Source organism: Deinococcus carri (assembly GCF_039545055.1).
Taxonomy (GTDB): domain Bacteria; phylum Deinococcota; class Deinococci; order Deinococcales; family Deinococcaceae; genus Deinococcus; species Deinococcus carri.
In genome coordinates this window covers 30,451-48,168 of sequence record NZ_BAABRP010000016.1, presented here as the reverse complement: position 1 = coordinate 48,168, position 17,718 = coordinate 30,451, and the positions used below count along the sequence as shown (strand labels likewise).

The following is a 17,718-nucleotide window of genomic DNA, read 5'->3' as shown; positions in this document are numbered from 1 at the left end:
ACCCCCGCCCCCGCTTGCGCCAGAATGCCCTCATGTGGACGTTGGTGGTGAACTGCGGGAGCAGCAGTCTGAAATTCGCGCTGCTGAATCCCGACTCGGGCGAGATGCCCCTCGCGGGTCTGGCCGAGCGGCTGGGGTCCGACCTGGCCGCGGTGCGGGTGGACCGGGAGGGCGAACGGGTCTCGGTCCCACTGCCGCACGGCAGCTACCCGGAAGCCTTCGGCGTGCTGCTGGCCGAGCTGGACGCGCTGGGGCTGCGGCGGGAGGTGCGGGCGGTCGGCCACCGGGTCGTGCATGGCGGCGACCGCTTCAGCACACCCGTCCTGATCACGCCGGAGGTGCTGGAGGTCATCCGCGCCTGCGTGCCCCTCGCGCCGCTGCACAATCCGGCGAATCTGGCGGGCATCGAGGCGGCGCAGGCCGCGTTTCCGGACCTGCCGCAGATCGCGGTCTTCGACACGGCCTTTCACCAGACCATGCCCCCGGTCGCCTACCGCTACGCCGTGCCGACGGACTGGTACACCCAGCACGGCGTGCGGCGCTACGGCTTTCACGGCATCAGCCACGAGTACGTGGCGGGCGAGGCGGCGCGGTTGCTGGGGCGCGACCCTTCCGGGCTGAACCTCGTCACGGCGCACCTGGGCAACGGGTGCAGCGTCACCGCCGTGCGGGGCGGGCACAGCGTGGACACCAGCATGGGCCTCACGCCGCTGGAGGGGCTGGTCATGGGCACCCGCAGCGGCGACGTGGACCCCGGTCTGCCCGACTACCTCGCGCGGCAGGCGGGCCTGAGCCTCACCCAGATCACGGCGGCGCTGAACCGGGAAAGCGGGCTGCTGGGGCTGTCCGGCCTCACCAACGACATGCGCGAGCTGGAGGAGGCCGCCGGGCGCGGGAACGAGCAGGCCCGGCTGGCGGTGGAGATTTTCGTCTACCGCCTCGCTAAGACGGTCGCAGGCATGGCGACCGCGCTGGACACGCTGGACGGGCTGGTCTTCACCGGGGGCATCGGGGAAAACAGCTCCGGCGTGCGGGCCGCCACCCTCGCCCGGCTGGGGCTGCTGGGCTTCCGGCTGGACGAGGCGGCGAATGAGCGGGCCGTGCGGGGGCAGGGGGGCCTGATCACCCGGCCGGACAGCGTGCCCGCACTGGTCGTGAACACGAACGAGGAGCTGATGATCGCCCGCGAGACGGCGGAGGTTGTGAAGGTGGTGGGCCGTGGGTTGTAGGTTGGAGGAAAAGCGGCGCTGGAGCCTGAGCTGCCGCCCCTGCCCCCACAGCCCACGGCCTACAACCCACAGCCCCTCCGAAGGAGCCTCCCGATGAAAACCCTCTTCGTCGCGCCCACCCGCAACGGCGTGGGCCTCAGCAGCACCGCGCTGGGGCTGCTGCGCGCGCTGGAGCGCCAGGGCCTCAAGGTGGCCTTCCTGAAGCCCATCGCCCAGACGCACGAAACGGCCCCCGACGACTCGGTGCATTTCGCCCGCACGCTGGCCCACGTGGTCACGCCCGACCCGATTCCGCTCGCCTCCGCCGAGGAGCAGCTCAGCCTGGGGCAGGAGGAGGAGCTGATGGAGGGCGTGATCGCCCTGGCCCGGCAGGCCGCCGCCGGAGTGACGGGCGGCGCGGACGTGCTGATCGCGGAGGGCCTCGCGCTGAACGAGCGCAACGGGTACGCGGGGCCGCTGAACGCCAGCCTCGCGCGCAACCTGGAGGCGGACGTGGTGCTGGTGTCGAGCCTCGCCGGGGTCACACCCGCCACGCTGGCCGACGAGCTGGAAATCGCCGCGCAGGCCTACCGCCGCAGCGACGGCTCGGGGCTGGCCGGGTACGTGCTGAACTTCGCGCCGCTGGAGCTGGACTTCGGGGGCCTGCTGGCCGAGCTGCGCACCCGCAGCCGCGTCCTGGCGAGCGGCGAGCTGCCGCTGCTGGGCGTGATCGCGCAGTCCCCGGCCCTGGCCGCCCCCCGCACGCTGGACGTGGCCCGGCACCTGGGGGCCGAGGTCCTCAACGAGGGCGAGGCCGCGCTGCGCCGCGTGATCAGCACGGTGGTCACGGCGCGCAGCGTGCCCAAGATGGCCGACCTCTTCACCTCCGGCGCGCTGGTCGTGACGCCCGGCGACCGCGAGGACGTGGTGATGGCGGCGGCCCTCTCGCACCTCAGCGGGGTGCCGCTGGCGGGGCTGCTGTTCACGTCCGCGAGTGCCCCGGAGGCGTCGATCGAGCGGCTGTGCCGGGCGGCGCTGACCAGCACGCTGCCGGTGCTGCGGGTGGAGACGAACTCCTACAACACCGCCTCGCGCCTCTCGCGCCTGGATGCCCGCGTGCCGCACGACGACCTGGAACGCATGGAGCGCACCATCGACTTCATCGCGGACCGGCTGGACACCGTGCCGCTCACTCCCCGCCTGCGTGCCCCCACCGGGGACGAACGCCGCCTGCCCCCCAGCGCCTTCCGCTACGAGCTGATCCAGAAGGCCCGCGCCGCAAACAAGCGCATCGTGCTGCCCGAGGGCGACGAACCGCGCACCGTGCGCGCCGCGATTCGCTGCGTGGAAAAGGGCATCGCGCGCCCCGTGCTGCTGGCCCCGCCCGAGAAGGTCCGCCAGGTGGCCGAGGGGCAGGGCCTGACCCTCCCCGACGGGCTGGAAATCATCGACCCCGACAGCGTGCGCGCCAACTACGTCGCGCCGATGGTCGAACTCCGCAAGAGCAAGGGCCTGACCGCCCCGATGGCCGAGGCGCAACTGGAGGACACGGTCGTCCTGGGCACCATGATGCTCGCGCTGGGCGAGGTGGACGGGCTGGTGTCGGGCGCGGTCCACACCACCGCGAACACGGTGCGGCCCGCCCTGCAGCTGATCAAGACGGCCCCCGGCACCGCGCTGGTCTCCTCCATCTTCTTCATGCTGATGCCCGAGCAGGTGCTGGTGTACGGCGACGCCGCCATCAACCCCAACCCCAATGCCGAGGAACTGGCCGACATCGCCATCCAGTCGGCAGACAGCGCGAAGGCCTTCGGTATTCCGCCGAGGGTCGCCATGCTGAGTTACTCGACGGGCGAGAGCGGCGCGGGGGCCGACGTGGAAAAGGTCAAGGTCGCCACCGGGCTGGTGCGCGAGCGCCGCCCCGACCTCCCGGTGGACGGCCCCCTCCAGTACGACGCCGCCTCGGTCCTGAGCGTGGGCCGCCAGAAGGCCCCCAACAGCCCCGTCGCGGGCCGCGCCACCGTCTTCATCTTTCCCGACCTCAACACCGGGAATACCACCTACAAGGCCGTGCAGCGCGCGGCGGGCGTGGTCGCCGTCGGGCCGATGCTCCAGGGGCTGCGAAAGCCCGTGAACGACCTCTCGCGCGGGGCGCTGGTGGACGACATCGTGTATACGATTGCGCTGACGGCGATTCAGGCCACGTAGGGGAGTTAGTGGGAAGTGGTCAGTAGTGAGTGGAAAAAGCGCGGCGGAAGCTCTGGCTTTTGCCTCTGCCCCCACTCACCACTTCCTACTGACCACTCACCGATACACGTCCCCCCGGCTCAGCGGCACCCCCGCTCGCCCGACCCCATCCGGTTTGGCGAGCAGGCTCTGGAAGATGGCGAGGTGGCCGCCCGCGAAGTAGGTCACGCAGGCGGCCAGGTACAGCCGCCACAGGCGCAGGCGTTCCTCGCCGACCAGGGCGCGGGCCTCGTCAGCGTGGGCTTCGAGGTTGCGGGACCAGGCGGCCACCGTCCGGGCGTAGTGTTCGCGCAGGTTCTCCACGTCGCGGACCTCGAAGTGGGCCGCTGAAGCGTGCTGGAGGGTTTCCCAGAGGGGCAGCAGCTCGCCGTCGGGAAAGACGTACTTCTGGTTGAAGTTGCCGGAATACAGCGTGCCCAGCCAGGCCGGGAGGTTCGTCCTGCGGGTGCCCGCCGCGATGGCGTGGTTCATCATCAGGCCGCCGGGTTTGAGGGCCGCGTAGGCCGCGCGGAAGTAGCCCGGCATGTTGCGGCGGCCCACGTGTTCGGCCATGCCCACGCTGCTGATCTTGTCGAAGGTCCCCTCGCCGCTCGCCAGCACGTCGCGGTAGTCGCGCAGCTCCAGCCGGACGAGGTGCCCCAGGCCCGCCGCCTCCACCCGCGCGCGGCCCTCGCGAAGCTGGGCTTCCGAGAGGGTCACCCCCAGCACCTCCACGCCGTAGTGCCCCGCCGCATAGAGGGCGAGGCCGCCCCAGCCACAGCCGATGTCCAGCAGACGCTCGCCTTCCCTCAGACGCAGCTTGCGGCAGATGTGTTCCAGCTTGGCCTCCTGCGCCTGGTCCAGCGTCTCGGCCCCCGTGGGGAAATACCCGCAGGAGTACACCATGCGGCGATCCAGCCACAGCCGGTAGAAGTCGTTGGACACGTCGTAATGGTGGGTGACGGCCTCCCGGTCGCGCTCGCGGGTGTGGCGCTCGCCGTGGAGCTGCGCGGTGACGGGATGGGGCGCGGGACCGGCGCTACGGCGGAGAAGCTGCACGTCCCCCAGCAGCCGCGCCAGCCGTCCCGCCGTGAGGGGCGTGTCAAACGCCTCCGTGAGACCCGCGATCACGCTCACGTCCCCCGCGATCTCGAAGTCGCCGCGCAGGTACGCCTCGCCCAGCGCGAGGTCCAGCGGCAGGCCCAGCATCCGGCCCAGCGAATGCTCGCTGTTCAGGACGAGCCGCGCCCGGGTGGGGGGCGAGGTGGCGGGCAGCACCGTGCCGTCCCAGAGTTGCACGTCAAAGGCGCGTTTCTGCGGGAGCGCGGCCTCCAGCACCTCCAGCGCCGCCGCGCGGAGTTGCGCCGGGGTGGGGACCGCCTGCCGCTGCCGGCGGGCGACCAGGGCCGCCGCTGTGACCCCGGCCGCCGCCGTCCAGGCCATCCGCCGACCCGTTCCGGAAAGAAGGCCCTGGGCCTGACCACCGCGCGAGGAGGCTGACATGGTGCCCGGAGCTTAAGCCGCTCGCCCTAGCCGCCACTTGTGAAGTTGGTTACAGGTTCTTCATCTGCGGCCCGCCCACCACAGCAGCACCAGGCCCGCCAGCACGGCGATCAGGTCGGGCGCGTAGGCGGCCAGGGCGGGGGGCAGCGCGCCGTTCTCGCCCATCACCTTGAAGACGCTCCAGGTGGCGTAGTACGCGAAGCTCAGCAGCAGCGCCCACACCACCCCGAGGTTCTGCCCGCTGCGGAAGGCGAACACGGCCAGGCTGACCACAAAAAAGGCCAGGGCCAGCGCGGCGAGCGGCTCGGCGAACTTGCGGTGCAGCGCCGTGAAGTCGGCGGGGGCGGGAACATGCTGCTGGCGGTAGGCGTTGGTGCGGGCGAGCAGCTCGGGCAGCGGCAGGTAGATGGGCTTGAGGGTGCCCTGCCCGCCGTCGAAGCTGGCCTGCACGTCCTGCACCGGCAGCGTGCCGCGCGTGAAGGTCAGCACCGTGACGGGCCGGGCGTCCTGAAAGGTGACGCGCCGCCCGTCCTCCAGCTCTAGCACGTTGCTGCCGGGCCTGAGGCGGCCGCGCCGGGCGGTGATCACCTCGCGTGGGGGCTGGCCCGTCTGCATGGTCACGATACGCAGGTCGCGCAGCTCGCCGCCCGGCAGCGCCTCGCCCACGCTGATGGCGCGGTTCAGGGCGTCGCGCAGCACCAGGCTCTGCCCGCCCCGCGTCTCGCCCAGGCCAATCACGCGGGGGTTGTCCAGCACAATTTCACGCTGCACGCTCTGGGCCTGCACCTTGGCACGGGTGACGAGCAGCTCGTTCATGCCAAAAGCCAGCAGGGCGATCAGCCCCGCCAGCAGCAGCACGGGCCGGAACAGGCGCGAGGCGGGCACGCCGCTCGCCAGCGCCGCCTTGATCTCGGAGTCGGCGGCCAGCCGCGACAGCCCCAGCAGCGCCGCAAACATCAGCGCGATGGGCAGGCCCTGGGCCAGCGCCTCGGGGATATTCAGGGCGGCCAGCCGCGCGACCAGCAGGGGACTCGCCCCCTTGGCGAGCAGCGGCGCGAAGACCGCCTGAAGCAGGGCCAGCAGCAGCAGCACGATCACGACCGCCAGCGCCCCCGCCAGCGGCGGCAGCACCTCGGCCAGCACGTAACGCTCGAACCGCTTCACCGCAGTCTCCAGGCCAGCCCCGCGGCCAGCAGCAGAAACACGGCGTTCGGCAGCCACGCCGCCAGCGTGACCGGCAGCGCCCCCACCCGCGCGAGCTGCGGCACCGTGACCCACAGGCCGTAGAACAGCCCCACGAACGCCACCACCGCCGCGAACGCCGCCGCCCGGTTGCGCAGCAGCAGCCCCAGTGCCCCCGCCGCCAGCGCGAACACCAGCGGCGTGAGGGGGTCGGAAACGCGCCGGGCGAGTTCAAAGGCGTCGGCGCGCGTCTCCTCGGGCGTGCGGCGTCCGGCGGCCAGCCGCGCCCGGAGCTGCGGCGTGCTCACCTGCTCGCCGGGCGGCTGCGGCGGCTCCAGCGTGTCGGTCTGGGGAAACACCAGCGCGCCGCTCACCTGCTGCGGGTCCTCGCCGGGGCGGGTCACCCAGGCGTCCTGCACCGTCCAGATTCGCTGCCGGGTGTCCCAGGTGCCCGACTGGGCCGTGACCGTCTCGTTGCCGCGCTGAATCAGCACGCCGTCGAGCCGCGCCACATTTCCGCCCGCGTCATTGGTCACACGCCCCGCATAAAACAGCGCCCCGGACGGCGCGTAGGTGTAGTTCGTCTGGCTGGGGGGCGGCGGCACCTGGCCGTAGATGTTGAACCAGGCCCGGTCCCAGTGACTCAGCCCGGCGGGCACCACGTATCCGGTGTTGACAAACGCCAGCAGCCCCACCAGCACGAACGGCAGCGCCAGCGGCCACACCAGGCTCAGGGGCCGTACCCCCGCCGCGAACATCGCCTTGAGTTCGCTGTCTCCCTGAAGCCGCCCGAAGGCCAGCAGCACGGCAAACGGCACCGCCAGCACCAGCGAGCGGTTGAGCTGGTTGGGCGCGATGGCCCCAAAGGCCCCCAGCGCCTGCCCCAGCGACGCGTGGTACAGCAGCAGGTAGCTCACGGTGGTGCTCAGCGCGTCCGTGAGTTGCAGAATCAGAAACAGCACCAGGCCTGCCGCATACCAGCGCAGCACCTCGCGCAGCACGTAGCGGTTCAGCGTGAAGGGCACGCGCGGCATTCTAGCGGGACCGGATGAGGAGAGGCAGAAGGCCCATGGCGGATGGCCGATGGCAAAAAAAGGGCCGGAGCATTCGCCCCAGCCCCCGCGGCCTTGCGCCTTCCGCCTCTCTTACCCCGCCTGCGCCGGGCTGTCCCACAGCAGGCGTTCCCGCCGCGCGACTTCCTCGTGCAGGCGCAGGATGGCCGCGTTGCCCTGGGCACCCCGCTCGCTGATGGCGCGGGCGGTCGCGGTGTCGAGGTAGGCGAGGCGCAGCAGTTCGTCGGTGCGCAGGCCGTCGCGGGTCTGCTTCACCCCGCGCTCGCGGCGGATGGTGGCGGAGTCGGTGCCCAGCACGCTACGGTTGCTGATGCTGCCCAGTTGCCCGTACACCGGCCCCTCGCCGCCATGCCGGGCGACGGTGCCCATCAGTTCGCGGCGGGCATCGGTGCTTTCCAGCCGTGCCCCCAGCCAGCGCCGCGCCTCGGGGTCGGCACTCCGCTCGGCAATCTCGGCGGCCAGCCGCACGTCGCCGGTAAGCACGCGGGCCAGCAGCGTCTGCGCCCGCTTGCGCCAGCGCCGCGCCCCCGGTGTATCGAGCGTAAAGGCCAGCCGGGCAAACTCCGCCGGGTCGAGGGTGGCTTCCGGGCCGACGCCAAAGTCGCGTTCGGGGCTGTGCAGGTCGTGTTCGGCGGCAAAGCCCGACCAGTCGGAGGGCATGGACACACCGAGGGCCAGGAGGGCGGTGGAGGCGTGCAGCAACCCGTCCGCGCTGGCGGGCAGGCGCTGCGTCCCAAATTCCAGAGTGACAGGAGCGGTCTTCATGCGTATATCTTAGCATAGTTTACGCTAAAAACATAATAGACTGGAGACGCTGGCCTTGCTGTAGTTCCTGTGTCAGCCGGGCTTTTTACCTTTCTCAAAAGTCCAGCAGCCTCCAGGGTAGGGTCAAAAACGGGAGCTGCTGGGAACGCCTCGAAACAGCAATAAAAAAGCCGCCTTCTTCGGCGGTGATAAGAACAAGATAGCCTGGGATGCAGGCGAAGTCAAATTATGCAGGCGAGTCCATGTGGCTCCAGGCAGACAACGCTCCCCGAAAGCGGATGGGGCAGCGCCGGGAGACAGGCCACAATGCAGCGATGGAGACGCGCGCCCTGAAATCGGAGGAGGTCCAGAAGGCCCGGTTGGACCAGAGGTTTGCCCCCCACGTCGCCCCCCTCAACCGCTGGGCGGAGGAGCAATCTGTGGGCGGACGCTGGCTGCCCTACTTCGACCCGGCGGACGGCGGCAGGGAGGCGCGGGTGCTGCTGCTGCTCGAATCGCCCGGTCCGGTCGTGAGCCGCACGCGCTTCGTCTCGATGGACAATCCCGACGGCACGGCGGAAAACATGCGCTGCCTGATCCACCTCTCGGGCCTGCGCCGCTCTGACGTGGCCCTCTGGAACGCCGTGCCCTGGCAGATGAGCGAGGGCGGCGTGGTAACGCCCCGGCCAGCGCAGTACGCGGAGGCCGCGCCGCTGACCCGGCAGGTGCTTGAGCAGATGCCACGACTGGGAGTGGTCGTGCTGGTGGGGCGACATGCCCAGCAGGCCTGGTCCCTCGCCGGCTCTTCCCTGCCCACCCTCGCCTGCCCGCACCCCAGCCCGCAGAACTTCGTCTCGCGGCGAGGTTCGGCCGTGCTGGCCCTGGAAATGCTCGTTCAGGCGCGCCAGTTGAGCCGTGGACCAGTCCCAGCAGAAGGGGCCACTCCCTCTCCCAAGGAGTAGCCCCTTCCCTTCCCGCTTATCTCAGCTATGGGTCATGTCCAGCGGCACGACCCACTGGTTGAACTCGTCCTCGGTAACGTAGCCCAGCGCGAGGGCCGCTTCCTTGAGGCTGGTGCCTTCCTTGTGGGCCTTTTTGGCGATAGCGGCGGCCTTGTCGTAGCCGATGTGCTTGTTCAGGGCCGTTACCTGCATCAAGTTCTTGTCGAGGTTTTCCCTGATCTTGGCCTCGTTCGGCTCGATGCCTGCGGCGCAGTTGTCGTTGAAGGCGAGGCTGGCGTCGCTGATGAGGCGGATGCTTTCCAGCACGGCGTGGACCATCACCGGCTTGAACACGTTGAGCTGGAAGTTGCCCTGCGTCCCCGCGAAGGCGACGGTGGCGTCGTTGCCGAACACGCGGGTGGCGACCATCGTCATGGCCTCGCTCTGGGTGGGGTTCACCTTGCCGGGCATGATGCTGGAGCCGGGTTCGTTCTCGGGAATGGTGATTTCCCCGATGCCGTTGCGGGGGCCGGAGGCCAGCCAGCGCACGTCGTTCGCCATCTTCATCAGCGCGCCCGCGAGCGTCCGCAGGGCCGCCGAGGTCTGTACCAGCGCGTCGTGGGCGGAGAGGGCCGCGAACTTGTTCTCCGCACTGCGGAAGGGGAAGCCGGTCTCGGCCTCGTATTTCTTCGCGGCGAGGTCCCCGAACTGGGGGTGGGCGTTCAGGCCGGTACCGACCGCCGTGCCGCCGATGGCGAGGTCGTAGAGGCCCTGCTCGGCGTGCCTGACCTCGGCCAGCGCGTAGTCGAGCTGCGCCACCCAGCCGCCGATTTCCTGGCCCAGCGTGATGGGCGTGGCGTCTTGCAGGTGCGTGCGGCCGACCTTCACCAGGTCCCTGTACTGCTCGGCCTTCTGCGCCAGCGTGTCCCGCAACTTGCCGACGCTGCCGTACAGCCGCTCGTTCAGTTCCAGCACCACCGCGATGTGCATGGCCGTCGGGAAGGTGTCGTTGCTGCTCTGGCCGCGGTTCACGTGGTCGTTGGGATGCACCGGCGACTTGCTGCCCATCTCGCCGCCCGCGAGTTCAATCGCGCGGTTGGATATCACCTCGTTGGCGTTCATGTTGCTCTGGGTGCCCGAGCCGGTCTGGAACACCACCAGCGGGAAATGCTCGTCCAGTTTCCCGGCGATCACCTCGTCGGCGGCCCGCACGATCAGGTCCGCGATGTCCTGCGGGAGTTCGCCCAGTTCGGCGTTTGCCTGCGCCGCGCCCTTTTTCAGAATGCCGAGGGCGCGGATGACCGGTCGGCCCCACACGAAGGTGTCGCGGCCAATCGGGAAGTTGTGGATGGAGCGCTCGGTCTGCGCGCCCCAGTAGCGGCTGGCGTCCACATCCAGCGTGCCCATCGTGTCGGATTCCTTGCGGGTCTGCCCCTGAGCCGTCTGCGTCATACCCCGAGTTTAATCGGCGGCGGCGGTCACTTCCTGGGGAACGCCCGGATGGGCTGTCCCCCGTTCGGCGCGGACCACGCCCACCCAGGCCAGCGTCCCCAGCGCCATCATCCCCGCCGAGAGGGCAAACCACAGCGTCACGGGCAGCCGGTCCACCAGCGGCGACACGGCGGCCAGGGCCAGCGGTATTCCCAACCCGAATACACCATTGGCCTGATGCTGGTGCGCGGCGGCGTGGACTGATGGTGGTGCCTGAACAGCTCACCGTCTCGCCCGCGCGTCCGTGCCACACTTTTCCCCTATGAGTCCTGCCCCCATGAGTGAGATGTACGACGTGGCGATTGTCGGCGCTGGCCCGGTCGGGCTGGCCGCCGCCATCGCCTGCAAGCGCGCCGGGCTGAGTTACGTGGTGCTGGAGAAGGGCTGCGTGGTGAACGCTATCTTCGAGTACCCCACCTACATGAGCTTCTTCACCACTGCGCCCGAACTCGAAATCGGCAATCACCCGATGGTCACGGGCCACGACAAGCCCGACCGCCGCGACGCGCTGATGTACTACCGCCTGGTCACGCAGCGCGAGGACCTGAACGTGCGCCTGTACACCGAGGTCAAGCGTGTCCATGCTGCCCCGGCAGGCTTCACCCTGGAAGTGGAGGCGCAGGACGGCACGCCGGGCGTGGTGGAGGCCCGGCGGGTGGTGGTGGCCACCGGCTACTACGACAACCCCCTCCACTTGGGCATCCCCGGTGAGCACTCCGAGAACGTCAGCCACTACTACACCGAGGCGCATCCCTTCCTGGGCCTGAACGTGACGGTCATCGGCGCGGGCAACAGCGCCGCCGACGCCGCGCTGGACCTGTGGCGCGGCGGGGCGAACGTGACGATGGTGGTCCGCGCGCCGGAACTGAAGTCCACCATCAAGTACTGGGTGCGCCCCGACCTGGAAAACCGCATCAAGGAAGGCAGCATCCACGCGCACTTCAATTCGCAGGTGGTGGAGATTCACCCCGAACACGTGCTGGTGCAGCGGGCGGACGGCATGACCTCCCGGCTGCCGACGCATTTCACCTTTGCGTTGACGGGCTACCGCCCCGACCTCTCCTTCCTGGCGGGGCTGGACCTGGCGCAGCAGGCCGACGAATGCCTGGTGCTGGACGAGCATTACCAGAGCACGGTGCCGGGCCTCTTCGTGGTGGGGTCGGCGGGCTTCGCGGGCAAGACGAATCAGGTGTTTATCGAGAACGGGCGGCACCACGCGCTGCTGGCGGTGGCGGAAATCGAGCGGCAACTGGCGGGGCAGGCGGCAGAGGCGCGGGACCTGGCTCCCCTCCCCTCCCCTGCCGGATGAAGTACCGTCACGTCCCGGCTCGTGACCTTTCGGGCTGTCACCTTTCAGAAAGGGGCGCGTGGGATACTGCCCCCATGGCCCCGACCCGCCCCCGAACCGCCCGCGCCCGTCTCGCTCATGGGGGAGCTGCCCTGCTCGTGAGCGCGTTGCTGGGCAGTGCGTTCGCGCAGGTGGAGATTCCCGCCCTGCCCGTCACGCCCGCACCCACGCCGGAGCTGGTGCCCACCCCTGCGGCTCCGGTCAGCCCGGATACGGCAACACCAGCGCCCGTCACCCCGCCCCCTGCACCCGCCACACCGCGCCCCCCCGCCCGCACTGCGCCGCTCCTGATCGTGGTGCAGGCCACCTCTCCCGCGCTGGTGAACGGCAAGAAGACCACCGTGCCCTTCACGCGCGTGCTGACGCTGCCGGTGGACCGGGTGGCGCAGCTCCGGGCGCGCGGCGTGATCACCCAGAGCCTGGACGCCGACCTGAAGGCGTTTCTGGCGAGCCTGCCACGCCAGGGACAGGACGCCCGTTTCGAGAACCTGGACGGCGACTGGGCCGTCGTGCAGCGCAACGGCCTGAAGGTGGACGAGGCCCAGACCCGCGCCAACGTCCTGGCCGCGCTGCAAGACCCGCAGGGCGTGAAGGCGAACGTGGCCCTGACCGGGCAGGTGGCCCCGAAGCGTACGCTGGACTTCTTCGCCTCGCGGGGCATCACGGCGCACCTGGGCACCGGCGAGACGAACTATTACGGCAGCAGCGCCGCCCGCATGACCAACATCCATGTCGGGACACGCAATTTTCAGGACCGGCTGGTCGAGGGCGGAGTCGTGTCCTTTAACCAGATGATCGGCCCGGTCAGCACCCGCGCGGGGTACGTGACCGGCCTGGTCATCGCCGGGGAGCGCACCGCCGACGGTGTGGGCGGCGGCATCTGCCAGGTCAGCACCACGGTGTTCCGGGCGCTGTATGCCGCCGGGCTGCCGATCAGGGAGCGGCAGAACCATTCCTACCAGGTGCACTACTACGACCCGCAGGGGCTGGACGCCACCATCTACCAGCCCAAGCTGGACCTGAAATTCGCCAACGACACCGGCGGCGCGCTGTGGTTCCAGGCCGACTGGGACGACCGGGAATCCCGCCTCACGATCAACGTGTTCGGCAAGGCGCGCGACTTCACGGTGGAGGTCGGTTCGCCGCGCACCCTCAGCAGCACGCCTGCTCCCGCCGACCGCCTGATCCGCGACGCCAGCCTCCGCGCCGGGCAGCGCAAGCAGGTGGACTGGGCCGCGCCCGGAGCCGTGATCGAGGTCACGCGCAAGTTCATCCGCAGCGGCCAGACCTTCAAGCAGGACACCCTGAAAAGCACCTACCGGCCCTGGCCGAACATCTTCCTGGTCGGCACCCGGCGCTGACGCCGGAGCAGAAAGGGGGGGAGGGCGGCGCGGCTCTCCCCCCCTCTGCCCTGCCGGCTATTCCTCCCCGGCGTAGCCCAGCAGCTCCAGAATCCGGTCGAGTTCCTCGCGGGAGGCGTAGTTCAGTTCGACGCGCCCCTTGTCCTCGCCCGTGATGCGGACCTTGGTGCCGGTGCGGCGGCTGAGGTCGAGTTCGACCTGTCGGTAGGCACGGGGCGGGTTCACGGGGATGGGGCCAGCCGCAGTCGTGCGGGCCGCGCGGCTCAGGGCCTCGGCCTCGCGGACGCTCAGGCGGCGGGTGCGAATCTCGCCCAGTGCCCAGGCCCGGTCGCCCTCCGGCTGCGCGAGGATGGCGCGCGCGTGTCCGGCGCTGATCTCGCCCCCCTCCAGCGCCCGCAGCGCGGCCTCCGGCAGGGTCAGCAACCGCAGCGCGTTGGAGATGGTGGAGCGGCCCTTGCCGACCGCCTGCGCCACCCCCTCCTGGTTGAGGCCCTGCTCCAGCAGCGCCTGATACGCCCGCGCCTCTTCCAGCGGCCCCAAGTCCTCACGCTGGAGGTTCTCGATGATGGCGATTTCCAGCGCCTCGCGGTCGCCCAGGTCGCGGATCAGCGCCGGGACCTCGGTCAGCCCGGCCAGTTGCGAGGCCCGCCAGCGCCGCTCGCCCGCCACGATCTCGAAGTTCTCGCCGCGCGGGCGCACCAGCAGCGGTTGCAGCACGCCCTTCTCGCGGATGCTCTGGGCGAGTTCGGCCAGCGCCTCCGGCTCGAAGACCTGCCGGGGCTGGTAGGCCGCCTGCACGATGCGGTCTATCCGCACGGGCTGCACGGCCAGGGCCGCCGGAGCCTCGGCCGTCTGCGGCCGGCTGAGCAGGGCGTCCAGGCCGCGCCCGAGGCTAGATTTTTTCGACACGCTGCATCACCTCCTCGCTGAGGCGCTTGTAGGCCGCCGCGCCGCTCGACAGGGGCGCGAAGGCGTTGATGGGCTTGGCGAAGCTGGGGGCCTCCGAGAGCCGGACGTTGCGCGGCACCACCGACCAGAACACCAGTTCCCCGAAGTGCTGGCGCACCATCGTCTCGACCTCCTGCGCGAGGTTGGTCCGGCCGTCGAACATGGTGATGGCGACCCCCAGCACCTTGAGCCGGGGGTTCAGCCCGCCCTGCACCCGCTCCACGGTTTCCATCAGGCCGGCCAGGCCCTCCAGCGCGTAATACTCGGCCTGAAGGGGAATCAGCAGCGCGTCGGCGGCGGCCAGCACATTCACCGTCAGCGGTCCCAGGCTGGGCGGCGCGTCGATGATGGCGAGGTCGTAGCCCTGCACACTTGCCAGCAGTCGGGCCAGGGCGTCGGGGTCCTCGGCCAGCTCGACGCCCGCCCCGGCCAGATCGGGGGTGGCGGGCAGCACATCCAGGCCCGGCTGGGAGGTGGGCTGCACGAACTCGGCCACCCGGCCCGGCTCGCCCAGGGCCTCGTACAGCCCCTGCGTGGCCCCGCGCAGGCCCAGGCCGCTGGTCGCGTTGCCCTGGGGGTCCATATCTAGCAGCAGCACCCGCCGCCCCCCCGCCGCGAGGTAGGCGGACAGGTTGATGGCGGTGGTCGTCTTCCCCACCCCGCCCTTCTGATTCACGACTCCGAGGGTCTTCACGTCGCCTGCCAGAATAACGGCTTGCGGTTCGGCACACCCTCCCGGCGCGGATAACGCTCGGGCGTCGGCCCCGTCTTCTCGATCACCACCAGGGTCCGTGCGTCGCCCGTCAGGGGCAGCGTGAAGGGGTCCACCGCCCGCACCTCGCCGCCCACCTCGGCGGCGGCGCGGGTTCCGGCCTCCAGCTCCTCAGGCGTGATGGGGCCTTTCTGGGCCACCAGCAGGCCACCCTCCCGCAGGAACGGCAGGGCGAGTTCGGCCAGAATCGGCAGCGCCGCGACCGCCCGCGTCACCACCCGGCCATACCGCCCACGCTGCTCCGGGTCCCGGCCCAGCGTCTCGGCGCGGCCGACCAGCGGGTGAACCCGCGCCAGCCCCAGCGCCTGCGCCGTCCGTTCCACGAACTCCACCTTCTTGCGGGTGGCGTCCAGCGGCACGGTGGGAAGGTCGGGGCGCATGATCGCGAGCGGAAGTGCCGGGAAGCCCGCGCCAGTGCCCAGGTCCAGCACTGGACCCGCCGCCTCCGGCCCGGCCCCGTCCAGCCAGCCGCCGCGCAGGCAGGTCAGCGAGTCCACGAAGTGCTTCAGCACGATGTCGCGCTCCTCGCGCAGGGCGGTCAGGTTCATCTGGGCGGAGGCTTCCGTCAGCAGCAGCAGCAGATGGGCGAAACGCTCCACCTGCTCGGGCGTCAGCGCCAGTCCCAGTGCGGCGGCCCCGTCCAGCAGCAGCGTCTGTCCTTCCGGCGTCACAGGCCGTACTTCGCTTTCATCGCCTGGTACCGCTCATAAACGTGTTCATCGATGTCCTCCAGCGGCAGGGCGTCCAGCAGCGGCACCAGCCGCTCCCGCAACACGTCCCCCCGCACCATCCACTGAAAATAACTGCGGCCCCCGTGATGATAGGGACCGTAGAGCCGCGAACCGGGGCACCACTCCAAGAGCCGCCCGAACAGCCGCTCGTGCCGCAGGTGCATTCTGACCGTGACCTGGGGTTGTTTGCCGTCCCCCCCGAAATGGCCCTCCCCGATCAGGACGCCCAGAAAGACGCCGGTTTCAAATGTCGCTGCCGCCAACCCCGCCTCCTGTTTCACCGTCAAGTTTCCCGTGAAACCGGGGAGGCGTCAAGCGAGGATGGCGGGCAGAAGCTGACCCACTGCCCGCCGCTTCGCTTGTTTCACTGTCAGGTTTCCCGTGAAACGTCACCATTGCGGCGCAGATGCACCAACAGGGCGCTGATATCGGCATGACGCACGCCCGGCACACGCGCCGCCTGCTCCACCGTGCCCGGTTTCACGCGGTCGAGCTTCTCACGGGCCTCGTTGGACAGGGCGGCAATCTGCCGGAAGTCCACCCCGCTGAGGCTGAGGGCACGGGCGCGGCCCTCGGCGGCGAGCTGGCGTTCGGCGCGTTCGATGTACCCCGCGTACTTCACGCGGATGGCGACGGCCTCGCGCTCCCCTGCGGAAAGGTGGGGCAACTGAATACCCAGCGCCTCCACGTCCTCCAGCGTGAACTCGGGGCGGCGCAGCCAGGCGTCACCGGGCTGGCCCTGAATGCGCTGGGTTTCCAGAGCACGCACGCCCTCCGCGACCCGCGCATACTTCGCCTGGACGGCCTCACGGGTCGCCCCGTCTACCAGTCCCAGCTCAAGGCCAAGCCCAGTAAGGCGTTCGTCGGCGTTGTCCTGGCGCACGATCAGGCGATGTTCGACGCGGCTGGTCATCATGCGGTACGGCTCGTCGCTGCCCTTGAATACCAGGTCATCCAGCAGCACGCCCAGGTAGCCCGTTTCACGTGAAATCTGAAGCTCGGACAGGTCCAGGGCACGGCGGGCGGCAGCCGTTCCGGCCACCAGACCCTGAGCGGCCGCCTCCTCGTAGCCACTGGTGCCGTTGATCTGACCCGCTGTGAAGACGCCCGGCAGCAGGCGGGATTCCAGGTTCAGGGTGAGTTCGGTGGAATCCACCACGTCGTATTCGACGGCGTAGGCGTAGCGCTGGATGACGGCGGCCTCGAAGCCGGGCAGGGTCCGCACCAGCCGGTCTTGCAGGGCGGGCGGCAGGCTGGAGCTGAAGCCCTGGAGGTACACCTCGCTGGTCTGCACACCATCCGGCTCCACGAACAGCAGGTGCCGGTCATGGTGGGCAAAGCGCACCACCTTGTCCTCGATGCTGGGGCAGTAGCGCGGCCCCAGACCCTCAATGTCCCCGGCGTACATCGGGGACTCGTGGAGGTTCTCCTGAATCAGCCCGTGCGTCTCGGCGGTGGTGTGGGTCTGCCAGGTGGGCGACTCGGCCGCGCGGGGGCCGGGGCGGCCGGTAAAGCCGCGCGGCTGCGGGTCGGCGGGAATCTCCAATAGGTCGTCAAAGCGGACGGAATCGGCCCGGACACGCGGCGGGGTGCCGGTCTTGTAGCGTTTGAGGACGTGTCCGGCGCGGGCCAGGGGTTCGCTCAGGAAGCGGGAGGGCGGTTCGCCCTGGCGGCCCTCGGGGCGGGAATGGCGGCCGTACCAGGTCACGCCGCGCATGAAGGTGCCCGCCGCAATTACCACGCTGCGGGCATGCAGGCGGCGGCCGTCGGTCGTCACGACCCACCAGCCGCCGCGCCCATCGGCCTCCAGATCGGCCGCCTCGCCGCGCACGACATCTATCTCCGGGTGTCCCAGCAGCACGTCCTGGGCGCGTTCGGCGTAGGCGTCGCGTTCGTTCTGCACGCGCAGGGACTGCACGGCCGGTCCCTTGCTGGCGTTCAGCACGCGGGTATGAATCGCGGTGTCGTCGGCCAGACGGCCCATCAAGCCGCCCAGCGCCTGCACCTCGAACACGAGCTGGCTCTTGCCGGGGCCGCCCACCGCCGGGTTGCAGGGCATCCGGCCCACCGTGGCGGGATTGCCCACCAGCAGGGCCGTCCGGGCAAACTTCGCGGCGGCCCAGGCAGCCTCCAGGCCTGCGTGCCCCCCGCCGATCACGATTACATTCCAGCCGCTCATAGCAGGGGGAA

At 70.2% G+C, this 17,718-nt stretch carries 16 protein-coding genes; 5 read left to right on the top strand and 11 right to left on the bottom strand.

From position 1 onward, the window contains the following. Nucleotides 1-32 precede the first annotated feature (32 nt). On the top strand, nucleotides 33-1,229 hold the full coding sequence (locus ABEA67_RS15620) for an acetate kinase (RefSeq protein WP_345466923.1): 1,197 nt from the start codon (nucleotides 33-35) through the stop codon (nucleotides 1,227-1,229). A gap of 93 nt (nucleotides 1,230-1,322) precedes the next feature. Further along, entirely contained in the window at nucleotides 1,323-3,416 is a 2,094-nt protein-coding gene (gene pta / locus ABEA67_RS15615; protein WP_345466921.1) for a phosphate acetyltransferase, read from the top strand. A 96-nt stretch (nucleotides 3,417-3,512) separates the two neighbouring features. On the opposite strand, the gene ABEA67_RS15610 is transcribed toward pta, so the two are convergent. The 4 genes from ABEA67_RS15610 to ddrC all read right to left on the bottom strand — a co-directional run bounded on the left by ABEA67_RS15610 (nucleotide 3,513) and on the right by ddrC (nucleotide 7,957). After that, complete coding sequence (locus tag ABEA67_RS15610) at nucleotides 3,513-4,937, bottom strand: class I SAM-dependent methyltransferase (protein WP_345466919.1); 1,425 nt, start codon at nucleotides 4,935-4,937, stop codon at nucleotides 3,513-3,515. 60 nt (nucleotides 4,938-4,997) lie between these two features. Next, nucleotides 4,998-6,101 carry an LptF/LptG family permease gene (locus tag ABEA67_RS15605; protein WP_345466917.1) on the bottom strand — a complete coding sequence of 368 codons (1,104 nt, stop codon included), beginning with the start codon at nucleotides 6,099-6,101 and terminating at the stop codon, nucleotides 4,998-5,000. Next, nucleotides 6,098-7,153 (bottom strand): LptF/LptG family permease, encoded by a 1,056-nt coding sequence (locus ABEA67_RS15600; protein ID WP_345466915.1) that lies wholly within the window; start codon nucleotides 7,151-7,153, stop codon nucleotides 6,098-6,100. The genes ABEA67_RS15605 and ABEA67_RS15600 overlap by 4 nt, the downstream gene beginning before the upstream one ends. 111 nt (nucleotides 7,154-7,264) lie before the next feature. Further along, nucleotides 7,265-7,957 (bottom strand): DNA damage response protein DdrC, encoded by a 693-nt coding sequence (ddrC, locus tag ABEA67_RS15595; protein ID WP_345466913.1) that lies wholly within the window; start codon nucleotides 7,955-7,957, stop codon nucleotides 7,265-7,267. A 314-nt stretch (nucleotides 7,958-8,271) separates the two neighbouring features. Here ddrC and ABEA67_RS15590 point away from each other — a divergent pair, with 314 nt between their 5' ends. Continuing rightward, entirely contained in the window at nucleotides 8,272-8,898 is a 627-nt protein-coding gene (locus ABEA67_RS15590; protein ID WP_345466909.1) for a uracil-DNA glycosylase, read from the top strand. 21 nt (nucleotides 8,899-8,919) lie between these two features. On the opposite strand, the gene fumC is transcribed toward ABEA67_RS15590, so the two are convergent. Next, nucleotides 8,920-10,329 carry a class II fumarate hydratase gene (gene fumC / locus ABEA67_RS15585; RefSeq protein WP_345466906.1) on the bottom strand — a complete coding sequence of 470 codons (1,410 nt, stop codon included), beginning with the start codon at nucleotides 10,327-10,329 and terminating at the stop codon, nucleotides 8,920-8,922. 9 nt (nucleotides 10,330-10,338) lie between these two features. Continuing rightward, nucleotides 10,339-10,524: a hypothetical protein gene (locus ABEA67_RS15580; protein WP_345466904.1), complete on the bottom strand. Its 186-nt coding sequence runs from the start codon at nucleotides 10,522-10,524 to the stop codon at nucleotides 10,339-10,341. A gap of 121 nt (nucleotides 10,525-10,645) precedes the next feature. Here ABEA67_RS15580 and ABEA67_RS15575 point away from each other — a divergent pair, with 121 nt between their 5' ends. After that, nucleotides 10,646-11,677 carry a YpdA family putative bacillithiol disulfide reductase gene (locus ABEA67_RS15575; protein WP_345466973.1) on the top strand — a complete coding sequence of 344 codons (1,032 nt, stop codon included), beginning with the start codon at nucleotides 10,646-10,648 and terminating at the stop codon, nucleotides 11,675-11,677. 74 nt (nucleotides 11,678-11,751) lie between these two features. After that, nucleotides 11,752-13,077: a VanW family protein gene (locus tag ABEA67_RS15570; RefSeq protein WP_345466902.1), complete on the top strand. Its 1,326-nt coding sequence runs from the start codon at nucleotides 11,752-11,754 to the stop codon at nucleotides 13,075-13,077. 57 nt (nucleotides 13,078-13,134) lie between these two features. Here ABEA67_RS15570 and ABEA67_RS15565 read toward each other — a convergent pair whose 3' ends face one another. From ABEA67_RS15565 to mnmG, 5 genes are all read right to left on the bottom strand, one after another. Beyond that, nucleotides 13,135-13,986 (bottom strand): ParB/RepB/Spo0J family partition protein, encoded by an 852-nt coding sequence (locus ABEA67_RS15565; RefSeq protein WP_345466900.1) that lies wholly within the window; start codon nucleotides 13,984-13,986, stop codon nucleotides 13,135-13,137. Next, entirely contained in the window at nucleotides 13,970-14,719 is a 750-nt protein-coding gene (locus ABEA67_RS15560) for a ParA family protein (RefSeq protein ID WP_345466898.1), read from the bottom strand. The genes ABEA67_RS15565 and ABEA67_RS15560 overlap by 17 nt, the downstream gene beginning before the upstream one ends. Further along, the gene (gene rsmG, locus ABEA67_RS15555) at nucleotides 14,716-15,468 is read right to left on the bottom strand and encodes a 16S rRNA (guanine(527)-N(7))-methyltransferase RsmG (protein WP_345466897.1); all 753 of its coding nucleotides are present in this window, start codon (nucleotides 15,466-15,468) and stop codon (nucleotides 14,716-14,718) included. Before rsmG ends, ABEA67_RS15560 begins: the two co-directional genes overlap by 4 nt. Continuing rightward, nucleotides 15,465-15,815 carry a hypothetical protein gene (locus tag ABEA67_RS15550; protein ID WP_345466894.1) on the bottom strand — a complete coding sequence of 117 codons (351 nt, stop codon included), beginning with the start codon at nucleotides 15,813-15,815 and terminating at the stop codon, nucleotides 15,465-15,467. Before ABEA67_RS15550 ends, rsmG begins: the two co-directional genes overlap by 4 nt. 83 nt (nucleotides 15,816-15,898) lie before the next feature. Further along, entirely contained in the window at nucleotides 15,899-17,707 is a 1,809-nt protein-coding gene (gene mnmG, locus ABEA67_RS15545; protein ID WP_345466892.1) for a tRNA uridine-5-carboxymethylaminomethyl(34) synthesis enzyme MnmG, read from the bottom strand. Between the last annotated feature and the right edge of the window lie 11 nt (nucleotides 17,708-17,718).

Bases quoted from the DNA above. Each gene is read 5' to 3' on its own strand.
- ABEA67_RS15620 (WP_345466923.1), top strand. From the start codon at position 33: ATGTGGACGTTGGTGGTGAACTGCGGGAGCAGCAGTCTGAAATTCGCG.
- pta (WP_345466921.1), top strand. From the start codon at position 1,323: ATGAAAACCCTCTTCGTCGCGCCCACCCGCAACGGCGTGGGCCTCAGC.
- ABEA67_RS15610 (WP_345466919.1), bottom strand. From the start codon at position 4,937: ATGTCAGCCTCCTCGCGCGGTGGTCAGGCCCAGGGCCTTCTTTCCGGA.
- ABEA67_RS15600 (WP_345466915.1), bottom strand. From the start codon at position 7,153: ATGCCGCGCGTGCCCTTCACGCTGAACCGCTACGTGCTGCGCGAGGTG.
- ddrC (WP_345466913.1), bottom strand. From the start codon at position 7,957: ATGAAGACCGCTCCTGTCACTCTGGAATTTGGGACGCAGCGCCTGCCC.
- ABEA67_RS15590 (WP_345466909.1), top strand. From the start codon at position 8,272: ATGGAGACGCGCGCCCTGAAATCGGAGGAGGTCCAGAAGGCCCGGTTG.
- fumC (WP_345466906.1), bottom strand. From the start codon at position 10,329: ATGACGCAGACGGCTCAGGGGCAGACCCGCAAGGAATCCGACACGATG.
- ABEA67_RS15575 (WP_345466973.1), top strand. From the start codon at position 10,646: ATGAGTGAGATGTACGACGTGGCGATTGTCGGCGCTGGCCCGGTCGGG.
- ABEA67_RS15570 (WP_345466902.1), top strand. From the start codon at position 11,752: ATGGCCCCGACCCGCCCCCGAACCGCCCGCGCCCGTCTCGCTCATGGG.
- mnmG (WP_345466892.1), bottom strand. From the start codon at position 17,707: ATGAGCGGCTGGAATGTAATCGTGATCGGCGGGGGGCACGCAGGCCTG.